Raw genomic sequence first — 17,284 nt, forward strand, 5'->3', positions numbered from 1 at the left:
GAGTATGCCATGGAGCAGATGCGCAGATATGGCATACCTGCTTCTGTCACTCTTGCCCAAGGAATCATAGAGTCTGCCGAGGGAAAGAGTATGCTCTCCCGTACTGCCAATAACCATTTTGGTGTGAAGGGTGAGTTCAATGGTCAGTATGTCCGTGCGGACGATGACAAGCCGAACGAGAAGTTCAAGAAGTATGATAATGTCGGCCAGAGCTATGAGGACCATAGCAAAGTCCTCATGGGCGACCGCTATCAGAAATACACCAGGAATCTCTCGCCTGATGATTACAAAGGATGGGCTGCTGGTATCAAGGCTGGCGGCTATGCCACAGCCAAGAACTATGTCGGTACCATCGTTGGAGTCATTGAAGGTGCAAACCTGCAGAAGTACGACCAGATGGTGATTGAGCAAGCCAAGCGCGAGGGAAAGAAGATTGGCACTACAGACTACCGAAACGGAGCCGTGTCTGCCACTCCAGCACCTGCCGTTACGGAAAAGCCAACTCTCAATGGTCTTTATTCTCTGCCGCTGAAACGAGAAGAGTTCATGCTTGTGACTTCGCCTTTCGGCAACCGTCGTGACCCAATGAACCACAGCAAGACTCAGTTCCATAAAGGGATCGACATCAGCTGCAAGAACGAGACACTTCTTGCTACAGAGAACAATGGTAAGGTCGTTGGCGTGAATCACAATGCCAATACTGGCGGCGGTAAGTCCGTGACGATTGAGTACAACCGTGAGGATGGTAGCAAGTATCAGACTACCTATATGCACATGTCGAGCATCGACGTGAACGTAGGCGATACCGTCAATGCCGGACAGAAGATTGGCGTGTCAGGAAACACTGGAACTAGGACAACAGGCCCACATCTGCATTTCGAGGTCAAGACCGTTGCCAGTGATGGCACGAAACGGAACATCGACCCTGCAGCATACATTGCAGAGATAAGCCAGAAAGGTGGACTCTCACAGCAGTTGCTCCATAATGGTAAGGATTTGCTGGCCAGCTATAAGGCAGCCAATCCTGTTGCTCAGGAAACAGCCACTGCCCAGCAGCAGATTGACACGAATATGTCACCTGATGACTGGATGAAGAAACTCCTTTCAAGCGAAGACAGCGGTGTAGGTCTTGGTAACAGTGCAGACCCCATCATGGAAATGGCCATTACGATGTTCACCAGTCTCATGGCTCTGGCTGTCCAGATAGACAACAAGAGTGAGGAGCAAAAGATGCAAGCGGCAACAGATGCGGCAATCAGCAAGACCGTTGACCTTACATCCATGTTCCCAAACCTAAAGGAATGTCGTATCATGCTCAATGATGGTAAGCCGATTCTTCAGGTCAACAATGGCACAGTGAACTTCTCCCATGAGCTGACCAATGCCGAAATGACCAGAATCCAGCAAGCCTTGGGCAATGCCAATCTCTCAGATGCAGAGAAGCAGCGTACCATCGCGTCTGTCATCAATGGCATCGTCGTGTCTCAGCAGATGTCCCAGAACTACCAGCAGGGCGTAGAAACCCAGCAAAGCCAACTGGAGGCTGTCCAGCGTAAATAATTCTTGCTCAAAAATAATTTGTCAAACAATCAATTCGTAAAACTATGATCAAGTGTAATGTAACAGTATGCGGTACCATCACGCGCTCCGCTCAGATGCGTACCAACAAAGACGGCAAGGCTTTTCTTGCCTTTGGTGTCAGTGTTGTAATTGCTGCCAAGTCAGGCATCAACAAAACCTTCGAAATCAGCGTGGCCAAGGATGGCGGCATGGACGAGCTTAACGGTCTTGCATCAGGCACTCGTGTTGAAATGACTGGTGTGCTCACTTTCCACAAGAAAGATGATACCATCTTCCTCAACATGTCCGCGAAAAATGTCAGCACCGCCAACGTCTCTGCCGACGATTCCGTAAAGGGAGAAATCGAGTTCCGTGGAACCGTTGGAAACAAGATTGAGGAGAAGACCGACAAGAAGGGCAATCCTTATCTTGTGTTCTCCGCTTTCAGCAGCGAGAAGGATGGTGAAGGCTATTCCTTTACTTGGGTGCGCTTCATGTACTTCGGGCAGGGTAAGCCTGAATGGCTGCAGGGCAAGTGTGGCATCGATGCGACTGGCGAGCTTCAGTTGTCCATCTACAATGACCGCCTCGATATGACTTGCCGTGTGGCAAAGCTTACCCAATGGGAGAAGCAGCCGTATCAGGGAGGTGAAAACAATGCTCAGTAGTTATGGCAGCCAAGAAGAATTACAACAGTGACGGCAGGTCAGCTGAAGACCGTACTTTAGACAAGTTCGCTGAACTGCTCATCGAAAAGCTGGAGACGATTCAGGCTGACTGGAAAAAGCCTTGGTTCACGGAAGGGGTGACAGCATCCCTTCCCAAGAACCTGAGCGGAAGGGAGTACAACGGAATGAACAGCATGATGTTGATGCTCCATGCCGAAAAGGAGGGCTTCAAACTGCCTGTATGGGCGACTTTTGACCGTATCACTGGCTTGAACTATGTGAAGGACAAGCAGGGAGTCAAGCATGAAGCCAAAGACAGTGAAGGCAACAACCTGCCTCTGGTGTCTGTCAACAAGGGAGCCAAAAGCTTTCCTGTATTCATCACCACGTTCACCGTTGTTGACAAAGAGACAAAGGAGAAAATAAAGTATGATGACTACAGGCAGATGACCGAGCAGGACAGGGAACGCTACAATGTCTATCCGAAGCTGTCTGTCTATAACGTCTTTAATGTCGAGGGGCAAACCAACCTGAAGGAGGCACGTCCCGAACTCTTCAAGAAGCTCCAGGAACAGAATGAGGTCAACCGTCCTGTCCAGCAGGAGGGTGAAATGTTTTCTTTCCCTGCCATTGACCACATGATTGCTGAAAACAAGTGGATTTGTCCCATCAAACCTACTTATGGTGACAGTGCCTACTATTCCATCAGCAAGAATGAAATCGTGATTCCAGAGAAGAAACAGTTCAAGAACGGAGAGTCATTTTACAGCAACCTTGCCCACGAAATGGGGCATTCGACGGGTGCAGAGAATCAGTTGAACAGGTTAAAGCCAAGTGCTTTTGGTTCAAAGGAATACGCACGAGAAGAATTGGTTGCAGAAATGTCTGCCGCACTTGTCTCGCAACGCTACGGAATGAGCAAGACCTTGAAGGAAGACAGTCTGCCTTATCTGAAAGGATGGCTCAATTCACTCAAAGAAGAACCGGCCTTCATCAAGACCGTTCTTCAGGATGTGAAGAAGGCCTCTGGCATGATTAACCAGCACATCGACAAGGTTCAGATGGAGCTGGATAAGGCCAAGGAAGTAAAGCAGGAAACTGCCAATCAGGTTTCCGACAACTACGGAAGCTATGACATTCCCAAGTGGGCATTACCATACATCATGAATGGTGATGCCAGCGGTATCAGCGACCATGAGCAGGAGCTGGTTGACAAGTTCCTTGAAAAGAACTTCCCTGACGGTTTCATCCCTGAAGTCGAAGAGGGGGAGGGTAAGGAACTCAACCGCTATCCGGCTTTCGGAGAAAGGAACGAGAATGCCCTGACAGATCGAGGCGAATCACCTTACCTTGCTGTCGATACCGTTTCCGTCAAGTTCAGTCTTGGGGGCTACATGGAAACCGTGTCAGATGATAAGGAAGATGGTCGTAGCCAAGAAGCTGCTACTGACAACCCGAAGGAACGATTGGCCGCTAAAGCTATTCCACAACCAGAGGAACAGCAGGAAGAAGTTCATTTCCATCGAGGACGTTAGCCAATTCTGTTTACTCTAAAAGATTGAGGGGAACTATCCATCACGGACGGTTCCCCTCTTTGACTAATGAACCAGAATCTCTTTATGATTAGAATGAGAGCGTTACACAAGTCTGGCGGTTTGCCTGAACAGGAGAATACTCATCGATACCTCCTTCATAGGAAGTGTTGATAAGCGACTCTTCTATTCCACGTTGTATCATGAGTGTCTTGATGTATTCGGCACGTTTCTGAGACAGACTGTTGTTGATGCGTTCATTACCTGTTGCTGAATCAGCAGCACCTGATATCCTGACCTTCAGATGATGCTTCTTGGCAATACGCGCAATCTCATCGATGTTCAGCAGCTGAGAGGCCTCTGTCAGCTCATCCGTACCCAGACGGAAGAAGAAATAGATGGAAGCACCGATAGGCTCACCACCGTTCTTCATGGCGGCCAGATAGCCGTCGAAGGCATGGTCATTGAGAGCGTCCAGGTCTTCGTCATCAGCATTGCCAAGACGTTTCTTCATTGCTTTCGGCATGGTCTCAGCTTTGCCGTCCCAGCCTTTGTTGTTCAGACGGGCGCGAAGCGAGTTCAAGCCAGAGTAGTCGTTACGAGGATAGAGAGAATGCTCTGTTTCCTTGTCTTTGTCACCGATTCGGTCCTTATAGAGATCAAGCAGAGCCTCTATCTCCAGTATCTTACGGTACTCGGCTTTGATGCGCTCATCTTCCTTGTGTTGAAGAGTGAGACGGCGGTTGCGGTCAGTCATACGACCAGCATAGTCCAGCAGCCACTCGTTCTGAGCCATATAAGGATTGGCATCGACGATTCGCCTGTAGCCAGCCTTTCCTAATCTGAATGATAGACCTGCAGAAAGTGTCAGCATGTTATCTCCGAATCTTGATGAAGTACCCACAGCATCGAAGTTCTTGGCAGTGGTCATTCCACTGAGTTCTGCCACCAGCTGCATTCGGTTGTTCAGACGGTAACGGCACTCCAAGCCATAGGAGAAAGCAAAGGGATGACTGCCACTTGTAAAGCCCGGACATGTACAGGCAGAATGCCAGTCCTTATTGTATATCATGCCTACACCAATGAAAGGTATAACGTCCCATCGGGACAAACCGAGGTCATTACAGTTGATGCCAGAGGTAAGGTTGTAGAGAAAGTCTGCATGAACGTAATGGTAGTTCATAGACTTAAACTCTCCATTCTTGAAGGAGAGTCCCTGATAAGCCACACGTCCACCGACTGCGGGTGTGAACCACTTTCCAATTCCAACCTGAAGAGCTGGAGAAAGACGGTCGAACACATCACCGCAGCCGATAGGCGATCCCAGAAAAGCAGAAGCCCCGCCCTTTACTTCAATGAACCAATTTCTACCCCAGTTGGCTGCTTCGCTTACATTCGTGAGATATGTGGGTTTCAGTGTCTGGAGATAATGCTCCGACGTGACACTTACCTGCTTACTGATACTGTCAGATGTCGTGATGACATCGCTTGCCTTAACTGTCAAGGCAGAAAGGCATATAGCGGAAAGTAATAGAATTTTTCCTGTCATAATTTTGATGTTTTTGAATTACTGAATTGGATGTTTGTGAATACAATACTACATCTTCTTGCGCCTTCCAGAAGTCCGGCACATGCGTCTGGCCATAGCAAGAGAACGACGTGCAAACATACGTTCATCCTCGTCATCCTTCTTACGCCAGCCACCTCCAGGGCCACCGCCACCACCTCCATGTGTCTGGGCAATGGAAGTCGCCTGTTCCACATACTCGCACATTAGGGCAAGAGCGACCGTAGCCACATGGTTCCCGTCCGTTGCCAGTTGTTCGAGAAGTGTGTCACTGAAGACCTCTTTTGCTTCATCTGGCAGACGCTGGTAGCATGATGTGAACTCATGCATCATCGTTCCGGCAAGCAGCTCGTTCATAACGGCTCCCTTGCTGTGTGCCCAGTCCTGTTCAGATGCTGAAGCCTTTGCTGCCAACTCTGAAGCCTCTTGTTCCAGAGCCTCCTTGTCTTGACGAAGACTGTCAATCTCCTGAGCAGTGGAAGACAGCTTGGCTTCTTTCTCTGCCAGTTTTTCTTCCACAAGAGCCTTGCGGTTCTCCAGATCCTGAATCTTCTGGGCAATCTCCTGACTGATGGCATCGCCATTCTTCTGGAGTTCACGGAGCGGTTGCAGTTCCTTTTCGAGACTTTCCTTCTGTGCGGTCAGGTTCTCAATCATGGTGGTGAAACTCTTCTGCTTTGTCATAGCAGTAGTCAGTTCCTTGTTCAGATCACTGATGGCTTTTTGAAGGTTGTCACGGCGTTCTTCAAGTGAATCACACTCCTGGTTGAGCCATCGGCGGTACGATTCGTTTGTGTGACCTCTGGCACCAGTCAGCATTTTACTTGTTCCACGCGCCAAACCCCACTTCCTGTTCACTTCCGCAAGCTCGTTATGTAGCTGCAAGATGAACTCTTTGTATTCAGGTTTGGTGTGTCCGTGAAAGACATCTTTATAGCTGATTCGGCCTTGGTCATTGACTGGCACGATGTCGCAATGTGCATGGGCAGTGGTCTCATCGAGATGCACTACAAAGCTGATGATATTCTCCTCACCGAACTTACGTGCGACAAAGTTGTAGATATCCTTAGCCCATTGCTCTATCTCAGGCTTTCGCTGGACATCCTCGTTGCCACATTTTGCCTCGAAGTCCACCTCTTGATTGCCAAATGCCAGCTCCGTCATGCGGTCATGGGAGCCGCTGAAGACAAACTGCACGGCAGTACGGACATTGGGGTTCTTACGCCCGATGTTCGGGTCTTTGATGCCACGTGAGGCAAGCATTTCTGCCATACGTTGATCGAGCGGTCTTGACTTATCCACAGGAACTACCTTGCCACCGTTCACAATTTCGAAATTGAGGTGTTCGCGGCTTCGGTCGTAGTTCCCTTCCTTGACCGCCATGTCATAGCCCTTGTCAGTCCATCGTCGTAAGACTTCGTTGCTAATGTCACCGACACCCGAACTTGTCCTGATATCGATTACCTGTCGGTTCAAATTTGTATTAGCCATACATTTTCTTTTTATGGTTTTACATCCATTTTCAAGTATCGGGAGCATAGTAGAATACCTTATTTCAGTCCAAGGAAATCTGACCCTGCTTGCAGTTTATCTGGTCAGCCCACCGTTCGATGAAAATCGAAACGGGTAGTGGGCTTCCCGATACTTGAAAAATGTGGCACGTGCAAGCACGTCGCCTACAGTTTACTCGTTCCCTTCAGCGGAGTCCTCACGGAGCGTTTCACTTTCGGAGAATGCGAGAGCACCTTCAGACGTTTCAGAAGCGTCCTGTGGCGTTTCTGGGGCTTTCTCGGCACCTGTATCAGGTGCAGTGCTTCTAAGGCTCTTAGGAGCGTACCTGGAAGGCTTAGGAGGATTGACGAAGTAGTTGGATCCATCGGAGGGCGCATAGTGCTCGTAGATGCAGTCAAGGAGAGTGACCTCTGCCTTGGAGAAATCCTTGTTGACAGAGTTCATGTAGCTTGGCTTTACGTTGTCACGTAGTGCCATGGTGAGAATGCCAAGTACATCGATGACTCGCTTCCAGTTCCAGAGGTGGTCTTTGCCAAAGAGCAGAGTCACAGAATCGGATAGTTCTTCGGGTACGTTATCTTCTCTGTTAAGGAGAGGATAGACGGATGCTGCCAGTTCGTTGAACATGTACGCCTGATGAGACAGTACATGACGGACAGGGGCACCGCCTTGTTCCTGCTGTCGTGCTACCTCCATTCGCATGGTGTAGTAGCGTGTGTAGGAATCTGCCACTTCGCTGGCAGAGCTGCGTCCACGGACGAATCTGGCAAACTGCATACAGCAGAAGTCAAGTACGTCGTCTGCCGAATCGACATAGAGAGACAGACGCTGCTGAAGGTTGACAGTGAAGATGTAGCTCTTCACGAAAGGCTTGTTCGAGAGTTGTCCGAGTGCCACAAGACCCTCCACAAAGGAGCGTATCGTGGCACGCTGCCATTTCCACTTGCGAGCCAGTTCAGAGATACTGGCAACGAACTGTCCGGGAACAAGTTCCTCACGACGTTCGCCGTTGGCAGCGACGAAGGCACCCGATGACGCACGGCTGAGCAGGTCGCAGTAGGCTTCGAGCTTACTGAAACGGTCTTCCGATTTCGGTTTAAGATACTCCAGCAAGGAGCGGTCAGCAGACTGGGTGTCCGTGCTGCCTGTAATCTGGTTGTTTAATTCCTGAGTCATTTGAATGATTTTAAGTTTAACGTTCTGAATTTTTCGAGCAAGTGTGTTCAGACAGTATGCCACAAACAAGTGGCAGCTTAATAGTAGTTGCGGATGATTCGCTGAAGCAGTCCGGGCGGATTGCAGATACTGTTTGCCTCGTTTCTGATGCGAAGCACACGTTCAGACGGATAGAATACCGATGCCACACCGACTGTGTATAGCACAAGGAATATGCTGTACATGTAAGGTATGGAGTAGCATATCAGGGCGAGCATGAGTGTTAGAGCCCAAAGGCGCGTTCTCTCATGCAGCCGGTGAAGAACGGCATCTGCCACTCGGTAAGAGAAAAGGCAGCAAGTGATAACAGCGGATAATAAGACCGCATAGTTGGGATTTGTCACGTAGCAGCACCAGTTCATGAAGATGAGCAGGCCGACCGTAAGGAATGCGAACAGCCTTCGTGCATTGAAGTACATCGTCATGCACCAGCAGAAACGTCTATTGATGCTGTATTCCTTCTTATACAGGCAGAAGAATACTGCCAGAATAATGAAGGGATAGAAGAACTTGATTAATTGGATGGTCTGTATCATACGTCAGTCGTTATCTGGATGGTTATTGCGCTTCGATATGGCATCGAGTTTCCTGCCGATGCGCTCGTTAAGCAGATTAGTGTAGCTGGGTGAGGAAGTGTCAACGCTTGGGTCGTTTTTCAGTTCCTCATCCGTCTCAATGAGAAGTGTAAGATACGTGTCAATGGCTCCACCGTGTTCTACGGTAGAGACGGTTTCCTCCGAGGCTGTTTCCTCGGTTTCTGTCATCGTTTCAGTGTCGATGTCGGGAGGCATCGGCACCGCATGTTTGAGACTGCGCATGACCAATACGCAGAGCAATACCAACGTGCAAAGCACCGCCTTGGCGTAGATATTGAGGTTAAACACGAACAGCGCAAGGATGCTGAGCGCGATGATGACGCTGTAGAATGCGTACACACTCTTTAGGGAGGTCTTTTGTTTGTCAGTATTCAAAATCATATAGTTCGAGTTTTAAGATGTCAAATGTTGCTTTTTGGATGATATATTCCACGTCTCTGGTTGTCAGCGAGAGCGTGTCGGCACGGGTCTTCGCAGTCGGGTCTCGCTCTATGAGCCTTCTCACACCATCAGCCAGGTCATGCTCGTTTACTTTCCAGATGTGCGGCTTCTGCCAGCAGTATCGGCTTCTGTAATTGCGTAGCGTTATCACCTGGTAGTCGATGTGGTGGAACTCCCCATCGAGATAGTAGTTCCACTGGATGGTGTCGTGGGTGTCAATGACCTCAATCCAACTGCGGTTTTCCTGGATTACATCTGCAATGTGGTAGAATAAAGCCTTGTCCATGCATAGGAATACGAGTCTATGGATTGTTGTTGAAATCGTTCATCACCTCAGCTTCGCTACGGCGTTCCTTGACCAGCATGGAGCCGTTGGTATTGAGGCGCAGGTCATTCAGCAGGTCGGGGTACATGATGTCGATGGAGCCATAGACCGTGACGAGTATCGTGTTCACCAGGCCCTTCTCGTCGGTAGAGAAGTTCATCTTGATATTACGCTGCTCTTCCGGCATGAAGTAGGTACATGCCCGCTGACCGAATTTTGTCTTGATAGCCTTCGGGTTGGGGTGGGTGTAGTAAAGGATGCGCATGTAGGCATCGCTGTCCATGATGTTCAGCACCTCGTCGATGGGCAAAGGCTGGTGAACCTCGTAGGTCAGTATGGCGTAGCCGTTATACGCTTCGGTTTCCTTCAGGAAGAAGTTGTCGAACAGCGACGGCATGATGGTCGGGCCACTGACCTTAAACTTGTAGATTGCTTCTTCTAACATAGTATCTTGCATCGTTTGCAAAGTTTGATTGTTTAGATTCCATTATCAGAGTGTGGCTATGTAGAGCCGCATGAGTTGTGTCGGGATGAGTGCAAGCTCCTCTTGGGCTGCATATCCCTTGGCAGCAAGCCGTTCTGAAATCACTGGGTATGCAGCGGCAAGTTCCGTCATTTGCTTTTGCTGTGCCTCTGTCAGCATACTGATGGCAAAGGCATCCATTGAGAGGAAGGGCTGCAGCGTCATCCAGAGGTAAGCATTGGCTTGGCTCTCGGATTTTATTTTCCCTGCCTTTATCAGATCCTCACAGACTTTTGCGTTGAGAAGCAGTCGGCGGCAAGTGCGCATACCCATGTAAACCATCGCATCTTCACTTGTCAACCGCTTCTCCGAGGCTGCACGGAATATGTTGGTGCAGATTTGCTCCGTCATTTTCGTGACATCTTGCAGTCCAACATCAGTGTAGTCACCGATATTTGAGAGGAAGGTGCGGAAATGACGGTCTTCCGTTTCAAGAAAAGAAAGGAGTTCTTTTTGATTCTTGATGCCATGTTCTTTGGTTGTGGCGAGGAAGTCTCGATAAAGGGCAATCTTCTCACGCGCATTACCTTTATTAGATAGAGGCTGCTTGTCTAATGCGGCAAAGAAGGTGATTGCCTTCTTCTTGGTGGGGTCAAGTTCAGTATCACTCCTGTAGGGAGATGTGTGCATCTTGATATAGGCTACATCTGACAGGCTACAGTCTGAAGCCAGACGGAGCAGTTCTATGCGGACAGAGTCCGATGTGCCAAAGAAGGACATGGACAGAGAAGCATGGGCGTTGAAGGCAGGATCTTTCTTGATGTAGTTGTAAACGGTGTCTGAAAGTTCCTGCCAACGGCAGATGAAATCAGAAAGCTTCTCGGCATTAGCCTGATGTTCTTCAGCAATACTGTGATGAAAATCTCTGTATTGCTTTAGGGCATCAGCAGAATCCTTGAATTGATAATCAGACTTTCCAGTGCATGAGGTCATGCTTAGAATAAGACACAAAAAAAACAAGTGAAAGATTAAACTCATTTGAGTATTTTTTCTTTCACTTGTTTGACTTTTTTTCATCTGCATTTTCGAGCCGTTCTTGTGCTGTGCAGAAATTGATGTTGAATGTAGGGTAAACCCCGTTTTCGGTCTTTCTTTCATGGGCGTATATGATTAAATTGCGGTGCAAAGATACGAATAAAAATCATAAGTTGTGCCAGTCTGATTTAAACTTTATGGTATTTTATACATCATACTCAAAAAAGTATGATTATTTATTAATTATATGATTTAGCCTGTAATCATTGGTTTTATAAAAAAGTATAATAGTATGATTAGTATGATTTGCAATCCAAGAAATTTTCATACCTTTGCAGTTGAAAGATAGAAATAATGGTCGTCTGACCATACATCTAAGAACCAACAACATATTGATTATGGCAAAGATAGGTTACATCATGGCAGCCGCCCACTATGACAAACTGGAGGAAGACCGTCAGTGGATGCAAGAATACGGCTGTGTAAAGATCGTCGAAGAGAATGATGCTGACGAGAAGAGCCGTCCGCTGTGGAAACAGCTGATGATTGCCCTTGAACGCGGCGATGAGCTTGTCATCAGCAAATTCAGCAATGCCCTTCGTGGCGCACGGGAACTGGCAATGTTTCTGGAATTTTGCCGAGTAAAGGTCATAAGGGTTATCAGCATTCATGACCGTATAGATTCCAATAATGAGCTGTTCCCAGAGACAAAGCCGTCGGATGTGCTGCTGATGATAGGCTCCCTGCCGGACGAAGCACTTGTCCTTCGCAAGGCATCCGAACACGTTTCCAAACTTCAGGAACGTATGATTGTTCAGCTACCTCCTGTCTCTACGGCCAAGGAGAGACGCATGGACAGGGAAAAGACGGTTATCAACCTTTATGCAGCCGGGCATCCTATTGATGACATCTGGAAAGCCAGCGGTTTCCATAGCCGAAGCTCGGTATTCCGCATATTGAACAAATATGGTATCAAGTTGAACCGTGGCAAACATTCCGGCCCGATCAAAAAGAAAGGTGAAAGAAAGAATAGCCAAGACAAAAAAGTTGAAGACAATCAGTAAAAGAAGAAATGACCCTACTTGAAGCTATATCTGCCCGTCATAGTGTACGGAAGTATCTTGACAAGGAAATCCCTGCCGACATCATTGCTGCTCTCCAAGATAAAATCGCGGAGTGCAACAAGGTTGGCAATCTAAGCATTCAGCTGGTACAGAACGAGACGAAGGCATTCACAGGAATGCTGTCGTATGGTTCTTTCAGCGGAGTAAAGAACTATCTTGTGATGGTTGGTAAGAAGGCCAAAGACCTTGATGAGCGAGTGGGCTACTATGGAGAGCAAATCGTCCTTCTTGCCCAGACATTGGGACTCAACACCTGCTGGGTAGGACTCTCGTACCGCAAGGTTCCAGAGGCTTACAATGTCGGCAAAGACGAAAAGCTCGTCTGCATGATTGCCCTTGGCTATGGAGAGACACAGGGTGTCCCTCACAAAATCAAAACCGTCGAGCAAGTCAGCAATGCCAGTGACATCACTCCATCATGGTTTAAGAAAGGCGTTGAAGCAGCATTGCTTGCTCCTACAGCCGTAAACCAACAGAAATTTTCGTTTGAACACGTTGGAGTGAAAAACAATCGCCATCAAATAAGAGCAAAGAAGGGTTTTTCCATGATTGGTTATACCAAGATGGATTTAGGGATTGCCAGATACCACTTTGAGATTGGTGCTGGAGAAGTCAACTTTGATTGGGTATGAATATAGAAGAGGTCAGAGAGTACACGTTGTCACTTCCAGGAGTGACCGAAGACCAGGCGTTTGGTGAAGACATCCTTAATTTCCGCTTGGAAGGAAAGATATTCGTCTGCCTATGGTTAGGCGGTGGCAGATATGATATGAAGGACGGAGTTTCAAGAATTGCTTTGAAACTGTCACCAGACAGGAATATCGAGCTTAGAGAACGATTCTCAGCCGTGACACCAGCCTATCATTGGAACAAGACGCACTGGAGCGATGTATATTACGAAGAAATGGACGAAGCAATAGTAAAGGGGGTGATTAAAGAGTCACACCAACTCATTGCATCGAAACTTCCAAAGGCAATTCGCTTAAAGTATTTGTCTGAATGTGATTGATTTAGATGTGGAAAATGAAAATTAAGAAACGTAAAATCAAGTACGCAACCATCTTCTTTCTCTGCTGGTTGGCCCTCCTGGTATTCCTCGTAGATGGAGTTTTGAAAATCCATACATTGGTTGACTATTTCGGCTCCTACGCATTGGTGGAGGTGTCACTGCTGTTATTGGTCATTCTGCCTACATGGGCTGTTTACAAATTCACTAAAGAAAAATAAAAAGAAACATATATCTATGAAGAAAGTAAAGATTACCATCCTCAAAACGATGCTGTATGAGGGCTTGGCTAAAGAATATGGTATCTGTGGGCTAAAAGCCTGTTCCATGATGAAAGAAAGCGATGTGTTTTACGCTGACTACGCTAAGCCGAAAGGCTTTTGTGACGAGGCGTGGAAAGCCCTCTACCAGTATGTGTTTGCCCTGGCACACGGTGCAGACAAAGGACTTTTCTATTATGGTGACTGGATCAAGGAACCTGGGGTGACCATCGTCAGTTGCAATGATGGTCTCCGACCAGTTATTATGAAGTTGGAGGCAACGGATGAGGACGCAAAGATAGAATATACTACTGTGGAAAGATGATAGGTATTGCTTTCCAAGCAAAGCGAACAAACATATTTACGCCAAAAATTGGATAAGGCAATTTGAGATATAAAACGACATAATTATGCTCTCTTACAATAAATAAAACAATTTTTACATATTATTATTGACTATAATGAGAAAAAATAAATACATGAAAAAAATCTGTTGCATATTTTTCTTTTCCCTTTTAACTTTTCCTGCAATTGGTCAGCAAAGAAATAGTAAGGGCCAAAAGATAATAAGCAAGATTGAAGCATATTCACAAAGGGGAGACAAACCTTATATTATCATTGACTTTAAATATAATTCAAACCTTGAGTTACAAGAAGTCGTTCAACAAGCACCTGCAAGCAAACAGACTGTATATTGGAAGAAACAAGGGAATGCCTTAACACAAAAGGTAGTATGGGACTATCAAACTATATACAAGCCCTCCAAGTACACCTACGCCCTCACTCCTGATGGATATATCCATACCAAAACCATAGATGATTTAGGCATAGATGGAAGTGTTCTAAGACACTTATATGAATACCACTATGATGCAAAAGGCACTAAGTTGTCCATGATTTATGAACGAACTTTTTTCAAGGAGCGGAATGGAAAATTTGTAGAGTTATCCGACCGTGATAAGACTTATTATGGTTGGGACTCCAATGATAATATGTTCAAATCAAATTTAGATTCATACCAATGGAAAAGAGGTCAAAAAGAAAGCAATTTGCCGATAGAATGGAATGCGTTTAAGTATTACGATGAACTTTTGAACGACACAAACCTTAATTTGGCCCTTATTGATGAAAGTTTAAGAGACATCAATGACTTCGTATTGTTGACGGAATGGGTCAGTTGTCACTCAAAACATTTAGTAGAAAAGAGATATTATACATTTAGTTATATTTATGACAACAAACGTGGTAACTCAGATAAAGACGAAAACAAAGGGAATATTATACGGATAGATGTTTACCAACATGGACACTTAGATAAGTTCTTCAAATTATACTATATGATGTAGCCATTATGTTCAAAAATAACCAATTTGAGATATAGGGCTGTATCTAAAAACTTTTGCCGAATAAACAATTGTTAACGCCGATTATTTTGATATCTCAAATATTTTATATACCTTTGCAACGCTTTTCGGGAGATTAGCATTAGCTCTTTGAGAATTTGACAGCATCAAGAGACAGCCTTTGAGCTGCCCCAACCGAGCAACATATTCGCCACGGTGGGAAAATGATGTGAATTAACATGGTTATTTATACTTAATTAAAATAGAATATGAACATTCAAAATTACATTTCGGCTTTTAGTGGCGTAGAGACTTACAATGTTTCTATGCTGGATTTCATGTGGAAAAAACTCATGGCTTGCAAGGAGGCTTTTGAATATGGCCGTGAACCAAGCATCGACTATGCCTTGTTGAACAGTAAGCACATCAACGTCTTAGGTAAGGAACTTTCTTTTAACCAATACATTATAGCAGCATGAATAATATTGTATTAGGTCGTGAGGAGAAGTATGGAATCTCTCCACAAATTTGGACGTATGATATCCTGCGAACCATTGTAAATGGCATTCATCTTAATTTCTGCAACACTGCAGAGGGATTCCCTTTCGACTTCAACGGGCATACCTTTACCGAAAGCATACGTCTTTTTATGTGTGGCGAATGGTCAAACAACACTGAAGATCACCTTCGCATTCAAAACTCCATTCTGCAAGAGCGAAGCAGTTGGGCTTGTTATAGGTTCGTCACCGCATTGAATTGCAGAAAAATACGGAACGACTTCCCAGCTTTCCAGCTTCAGTGGATGTTGTTTGTGACGTGGCAGAAATGCATGTGTAACGCCGACTTCCGCCGTATGCTGTGCAGCGTTCCACAATGTGTTACACTGGTCCGGGACAAGACAGGAGACGATTACCAAAATGCCACTTTTTGGGGGTGTCTAAATGTAGAGCGATGTAACCGAGAAAAGAAACTTCGGGAAGACTTTATCCGCCGTCGTGAAGGGCAAGACCCGAAAGAATGGAGGCAAAAACTGAAGCGTGAACGTGAGCTGCTGAAAAATGTCGGCGAGTGGAGGGGGCAGAACAATATGGGTAAGATTCTTATGATTTGCCGTGATTGCCTTATAGGGGGTAACAAACCTCCTATCGACTACGACCTGCTGAATCGGTCGAATATCTACCTGCTTGGTGAACGATTAACTTTTTAAATATATTCAAACAGCAAATATGACAAACGATTATTGGATTTTCTACAAAAGGAAGAATTGCTATGATTTAGTCATTGACATCTATGACTGCGACTATATGGAACGTCCACGCGAAGAGCGATTCAGCGAGTTAAAGAACCTCTTGAAAAACGACATCATGGACATCAGACGAGTTCATATCCAAGGAGAAGACAATGGAGACTATCTTGAGATAAAGAAATCATTATGCGGCATAGAACGCATTGTACAGATTCATCACTTGATAGAAAAGACCTATGCATGGCTGACTCCTTGGCTCGACAAGAACCCGGTATTTGATAACGGCATATTGGCGTTGGACGAGACACTTGACAACAGTCATATACCTCACTATAAAGTAATGAGTCCCAAGAAACGTAACAAACAACAGAACAGACACGAGGAAGGAGAGCTCTATGTAAAGGCTGACGGTGAGGTGTACACCATTGTCTACAACACCGAGCGTCGAGTATGCGAATTGGTGTGGGAGGCTTTTCAGGGCGAAATCCCACAGGGCCATCGAGTGTGCCATATCGACGGCGACAAGCAAAACAACAGGTTGGACAATCTGAAATTAGTCGAAGAATAACGATAAGAGCCCTCCCCTTATAGCAAAGGGGGAACAGGCTGACGCTCTTGCAATGATAGCACAGCCATCAGCATAAAAAAGGATTCAAACAATAAAAACGCAAACGACATGCAATACGAACGAATTGTACTTAACGAGCCCCACGCCTCTGTCGAGGGGCTTTACGACGAACGACTGAGTTTCTGGAATATTGACGACCGTTTTATCAATGACATTGTGCTGAAGTGGACTGACTGGCACACCGATTATCTCTTTCATGGTTTTAGGGACGAGAATGTCAGAACCGTCAGGTTTCCGTATTCCAGGTTCATCGTGGATGCCGAGCGACTATGGAATGACCCATTGGAGCAGAGTGGTCAAGGCATCGTATATAAATGTTTTGGCGGTTACACCCGCCTTGTTCCCGAAGAAGCCGAAGCCCAGCTTCTTGACTTATGGCATTGGCACCAGCAACGCCTAAGTGGGCATCTCTGCGAGGGAGCCTTATTATTGGATTGCCATTCATTTCCCCACGAAATGAGCGATGTGGATATATGCATCGGTTTTAACGAAGACTGGTCTAAGGCCGACAAGACTACGATAGAATTGGCTGTCAACCTATTCGAGGACAGTGGCTATCGAGTAGGCATCAATGAGCCGTATAGCAACTCTGAGACGCCAGCGAGCCCGTTCCTGTATCAGTCGATGATGCTGGAGGTCAACAAGAAGGCTTATATGAAAGCAGGCACCCTACAGCTGAGTCGTGACAAAAGACATAAAAGGAGTGTGAATGAACTGATGGAGAAACTTTTAAGTCTGCTGTTGAAGCAGAGAAATATATAAT

The 17,284-nt window shown here is 46.3% G+C and carries 21 protein-coding genes and 1 riboswitch; of the genes, 13 read left to right on the plus strand and 8 right to left on the minus strand.

Annotated features, from left to right (window positions below; translation table 11 throughout):
• Window positions 1-9 precede the first annotated feature (9 nt).
• Genes ST42_RS01840 through ST42_RS01850 form a run of 3 tightly spaced genes read left to right on the plus strand, consistent with a single transcriptional unit; the run spans window position 10 to window position 3,763 of the window.
• Window positions 10-1,560, plus strand: a complete 1,551-nt coding sequence (locus ST42_RS01840; protein ID WP_042519881.1) for a glucosaminidase domain-containing protein — start codon at window positions 10-12, stop codon at window positions 1,558-1,560.
• Between the two features lie 44 nt (window positions 1,561-1,604).
• Window positions 1,605-2,228, plus strand: coding sequence for a hypothetical protein (locus ST42_RS01845; RefSeq protein ID WP_042519837.1), 624 nt, complete (start codon window positions 1,605-1,607; stop codon window positions 2,226-2,228).
• Between the two features lie 2 nt (window positions 2,229-2,230).
• Complete coding sequence (locus ST42_RS01850) at window positions 2,231-3,763, plus strand: zincin-like metallopeptidase domain-containing protein (protein WP_044072064.1); 1,533 nt, start codon at window positions 2,231-2,233, stop codon at window positions 3,761-3,763.
• An 88-nt stretch (window positions 3,764-3,851) separates the two neighbouring features.
• Here the strand turns inward: ST42_RS01850 and ST42_RS01855 are convergent, their stop codons facing one another.
• The 8 genes from ST42_RS01855 to ST42_RS01890 form a co-directional block, all read right to left on the minus strand.
• Window positions 3,852-5,309 carry an OmpA family protein gene (locus tag ST42_RS01855; protein WP_044072066.1) on the minus strand — a complete coding sequence of 486 codons (1,458 nt, stop codon included), beginning with the start codon at window positions 5,307-5,309 and terminating at the stop codon, window positions 3,852-3,854.
• Window positions 5,310-5,357: 48 nt separating this feature from the next.
• On the minus strand, window positions 5,358-6,818 hold the full coding sequence (gene mobV, locus ST42_RS01860) for a MobV family relaxase (RefSeq protein ID WP_042519841.1): 1,461 nt from the start codon (window positions 6,816-6,818) through the stop codon (window positions 5,358-5,360).
• Window positions 6,819-7,010: 192 nt separating this feature from the next.
• Window positions 7,011-8,015 carry a hypothetical protein gene (locus tag ST42_RS01865; RefSeq protein WP_052488190.1) on the minus strand — a complete coding sequence of 335 codons (1,005 nt, stop codon included), beginning with the start codon at window positions 8,013-8,015 and terminating at the stop codon, window positions 7,011-7,013.
• 77 nt (window positions 8,016-8,092) lie between these two features.
• Entirely contained in the window at window positions 8,093-8,590 is a 498-nt protein-coding gene (locus ST42_RS01870; RefSeq protein ID WP_042519843.1) for a hypothetical protein, read from the minus strand.
• Between the two features lie 3 nt (window positions 8,591-8,593).
• A complete protein-coding gene (locus ST42_RS01875; RefSeq protein ID WP_052485548.1) occupies window positions 8,594-9,031 on the minus strand; it encodes a hypothetical protein in 438 nt (145 codons plus the stop codon).
• Window positions 9,015-9,377 carry a hypothetical protein gene (locus ST42_RS01880; RefSeq protein ID WP_042519844.1) on the minus strand — a complete coding sequence of 121 codons (363 nt, stop codon included), beginning with the start codon at window positions 9,375-9,377 and terminating at the stop codon, window positions 9,015-9,017. Before ST42_RS01880 ends, ST42_RS01875 begins: the two co-directional genes overlap by 17 nt.
• 16 nt (window positions 9,378-9,393) lie before the next feature.
• Complete coding sequence (locus ST42_RS01885; protein WP_042519845.1) at window positions 9,394-9,861, minus strand: hypothetical protein; 468 nt, start codon at window positions 9,859-9,861, stop codon at window positions 9,394-9,396.
• Window positions 9,862-9,906: 45 nt separating this feature from the next.
• Window positions 9,907-10,872, minus strand: coding sequence for a hypothetical protein (locus ST42_RS01890; protein WP_156132555.1), 966 nt, complete (start codon window positions 10,870-10,872; stop codon window positions 9,907-9,909).
• Between the two features lie 440 nt (window positions 10,873-11,312).
• Here ST42_RS01890 and ST42_RS01895 point away from each other — a divergent pair, with 440 nt between their 5' ends.
• From ST42_RS01895 to ST42_RS01940, 10 genes are all read left to right on the plus strand, one after another.
• Window positions 11,313-11,978, plus strand: a complete 666-nt coding sequence (locus tag ST42_RS01895) for a recombinase family protein (protein ID WP_042519847.1) — start codon at window positions 11,313-11,315, stop codon at window positions 11,976-11,978.
• An 8-nt stretch (window positions 11,979-11,986) separates the two neighbouring features.
• Complete coding sequence (locus ST42_RS01900; protein WP_042519848.1) at window positions 11,987-12,670, plus strand: nitroreductase family protein; 684 nt, start codon at window positions 11,987-11,989, stop codon at window positions 12,668-12,670.
• The gene (locus ST42_RS01905; RefSeq protein ID WP_042519849.1) at window positions 12,667-13,047 is read left to right on the plus strand and encodes an MmcQ/YjbR family DNA-binding protein; all 381 of its coding nucleotides are present in this window, start codon (window positions 12,667-12,669) and stop codon (window positions 13,045-13,047) included. The genes ST42_RS01900 and ST42_RS01905 overlap by 4 nt, the downstream gene beginning before the upstream one ends.
• A 14-nt stretch (window positions 13,048-13,061) precedes the next feature.
• Window positions 13,062-13,265, plus strand: coding sequence for a hypothetical protein (locus tag ST42_RS14205; RefSeq protein WP_231556869.1), 204 nt, complete (start codon window positions 13,062-13,064; stop codon window positions 13,263-13,265).
• A gap of 16 nt (window positions 13,266-13,281) precedes the next feature.
• On the plus strand, window positions 13,282-13,629 hold the full coding sequence (locus ST42_RS01915) for a TIGR04076 family protein (RefSeq protein WP_044072068.1): 348 nt from the start codon (window positions 13,282-13,284) through the stop codon (window positions 13,627-13,629).
• A gap of 136 nt (window positions 13,630-13,765) precedes the next feature.
• Window positions 13,766-14,650, plus strand: coding sequence for a hypothetical protein (locus tag ST42_RS01920; protein WP_042519853.1), 885 nt, complete (start codon window positions 13,766-13,768; stop codon window positions 14,648-14,650).
• A gap of 156 nt (window positions 14,651-14,806) precedes the next feature.
• A riboswitch (SAM-I-IV-variant riboswitch) is annotated at window positions 14,807-14,922 on the plus strand.
• Entirely contained in the window at window positions 14,917-15,126 is a 210-nt protein-coding gene (locus ST42_RS01925) for a hypothetical protein (RefSeq protein WP_042519854.1), read from the plus strand. It overlaps the preceding riboswitch by 6 nt.
• On the plus strand, window positions 15,123-15,854 hold the full coding sequence (locus ST42_RS01930; RefSeq protein ID WP_042519855.1) for an NADAR family protein: 732 nt from the start codon (window positions 15,123-15,125) through the stop codon (window positions 15,852-15,854). The genes ST42_RS01925 and ST42_RS01930 overlap by 4 nt, the downstream gene beginning before the upstream one ends.
• Before the next feature lie 19 nt (window positions 15,855-15,873).
• The gene (locus tag ST42_RS01935; protein ID WP_042519856.1) at window positions 15,874-16,461 is read left to right on the plus strand and encodes an HNH endonuclease signature motif containing protein; all 588 of its coding nucleotides are present in this window, start codon (window positions 15,874-15,876) and stop codon (window positions 16,459-16,461) included.
• Between the two features lie 108 nt (window positions 16,462-16,569).
• On the plus strand, window positions 16,570-17,283 hold the full coding sequence (locus ST42_RS01940; protein WP_042519857.1) for an N-formylglutamate amidohydrolase: 714 nt from the start codon (window positions 16,570-16,572) through the stop codon (window positions 17,281-17,283).
• The last annotated feature ends 1 nt before the right edge of the window (window position 17,284 follow it).

This window comes from Prevotella pectinovora (assembly GCF_000834015.1).
GTDB lineage: Bacteria > Bacteroidota > Bacteroidia > Bacteroidales > Bacteroidaceae > Prevotella > Prevotella pectinovora.

Excerpts from the sequence above, each read along its gene's own strand:
- ST42_RS01885 (WP_042519845.1), bottom strand. The coding sequence starts at position 9,861 with ATGTTAGAAGAAGCAATCTACAAGTTTAAGGTCAGTGGCCCGACCATC.
- ST42_RS01925 (WP_042519854.1), top strand. The coding sequence starts at position 14,917 with ATGAACATTCAAAATTACATTTCGGCTTTTAGTGGCGTAGAGACTTAC.
- ST42_RS01920 (WP_042519853.1), top strand. The coding sequence starts at position 13,766 with ATGAGAAAAAATAAATACATGAAAAAAATCTGTTGCATATTTTTCTTT.
- ST42_RS01935 (WP_042519856.1), top strand. The coding sequence starts at position 15,874 with ATGACAAACGATTATTGGATTTTCTACAAAAGGAAGAATTGCTATGAT.
- ST42_RS01875 (WP_052485548.1), bottom strand. The coding sequence starts at position 9,031 with ATGATTTTGAATACTGACAAACAAAAGACCTCCCTAAAGAGTGTGTAC.
- ST42_RS01870 (WP_042519843.1), bottom strand. The coding sequence starts at position 8,590 with ATGATACAGACCATCCAATTAATCAAGTTCTTCTATCCCTTCATTATT.
- ST42_RS01845 (WP_042519837.1), top strand. The coding sequence starts at position 1,605 with ATGATCAAGTGTAATGTAACAGTATGCGGTACCATCACGCGCTCCGCT.
- ST42_RS01895 (WP_042519847.1), top strand. The coding sequence starts at position 11,313 with ATGGCAAAGATAGGTTACATCATGGCAGCCGCCCACTATGACAAACTG.
- ST42_RS01840 (WP_042519881.1), top strand. The coding sequence starts at position 10 with ATGGAGCAGATGCGCAGATATGGCATACCTGCTTCTGTCACTCTTGCC.
- ST42_RS01850 (WP_044072064.1), top strand. The coding sequence starts at position 2,231 with ATGGCAGCCAAGAAGAATTACAACAGTGACGGCAGGTCAGCTGAAGAC.
- ST42_RS01940 (WP_042519857.1), top strand. The coding sequence starts at position 16,570 with ATGCAATACGAACGAATTGTACTTAACGAGCCCCACGCCTCTGTCGAG.
- mobV (WP_042519841.1), bottom strand. The coding sequence starts at position 6,818 with ATGGCTAATACAAATTTGAACCGACAGGTAATCGATATCAGGACAAGT.
- ST42_RS14205 (WP_231556869.1), top strand. The coding sequence starts at position 13,062 with ATGAAAATTAAGAAACGTAAAATCAAGTACGCAACCATCTTCTTTCTC.
- ST42_RS01890 (WP_156132555.1), bottom strand. The coding sequence starts at position 10,872 with ATGACCTCATGCACTGGAAAGTCTGATTATCAATTCAAGGATTCTGCT.
- ST42_RS01905 (WP_042519849.1), top strand. The coding sequence starts at position 12,667 with ATGAATATAGAAGAGGTCAGAGAGTACACGTTGTCACTTCCAGGAGTG.
- ST42_RS01865 (WP_052488190.1), bottom strand. The coding sequence starts at position 8,015 with ATGACTCAGGAATTAAACAACCAGATTACAGGCAGCACGGACACCCAG.
- ST42_RS01915 (WP_044072068.1), top strand. The coding sequence starts at position 13,282 with ATGAAGAAAGTAAAGATTACCATCCTCAAAACGATGCTGTATGAGGGC.
- ST42_RS01880 (WP_042519844.1), bottom strand. The coding sequence starts at position 9,377 with ATGGACAAGGCTTTATTCTACCACATTGCAGATGTAATCCAGGAAAAC.
- ST42_RS01900 (WP_042519848.1), top strand. The coding sequence starts at position 11,987 with ATGACCCTACTTGAAGCTATATCTGCCCGTCATAGTGTACGGAAGTAT.
- ST42_RS01930 (WP_042519855.1), top strand. The coding sequence starts at position 15,123 with ATGAATAATATTGTATTAGGTCGTGAGGAGAAGTATGGAATCTCTCCA.
- ST42_RS01855 (WP_044072066.1), bottom strand. The coding sequence starts at position 5,309 with ATGACAGGAAAAATTCTATTACTTTCCGCTATATGCCTTTCTGCCTTG.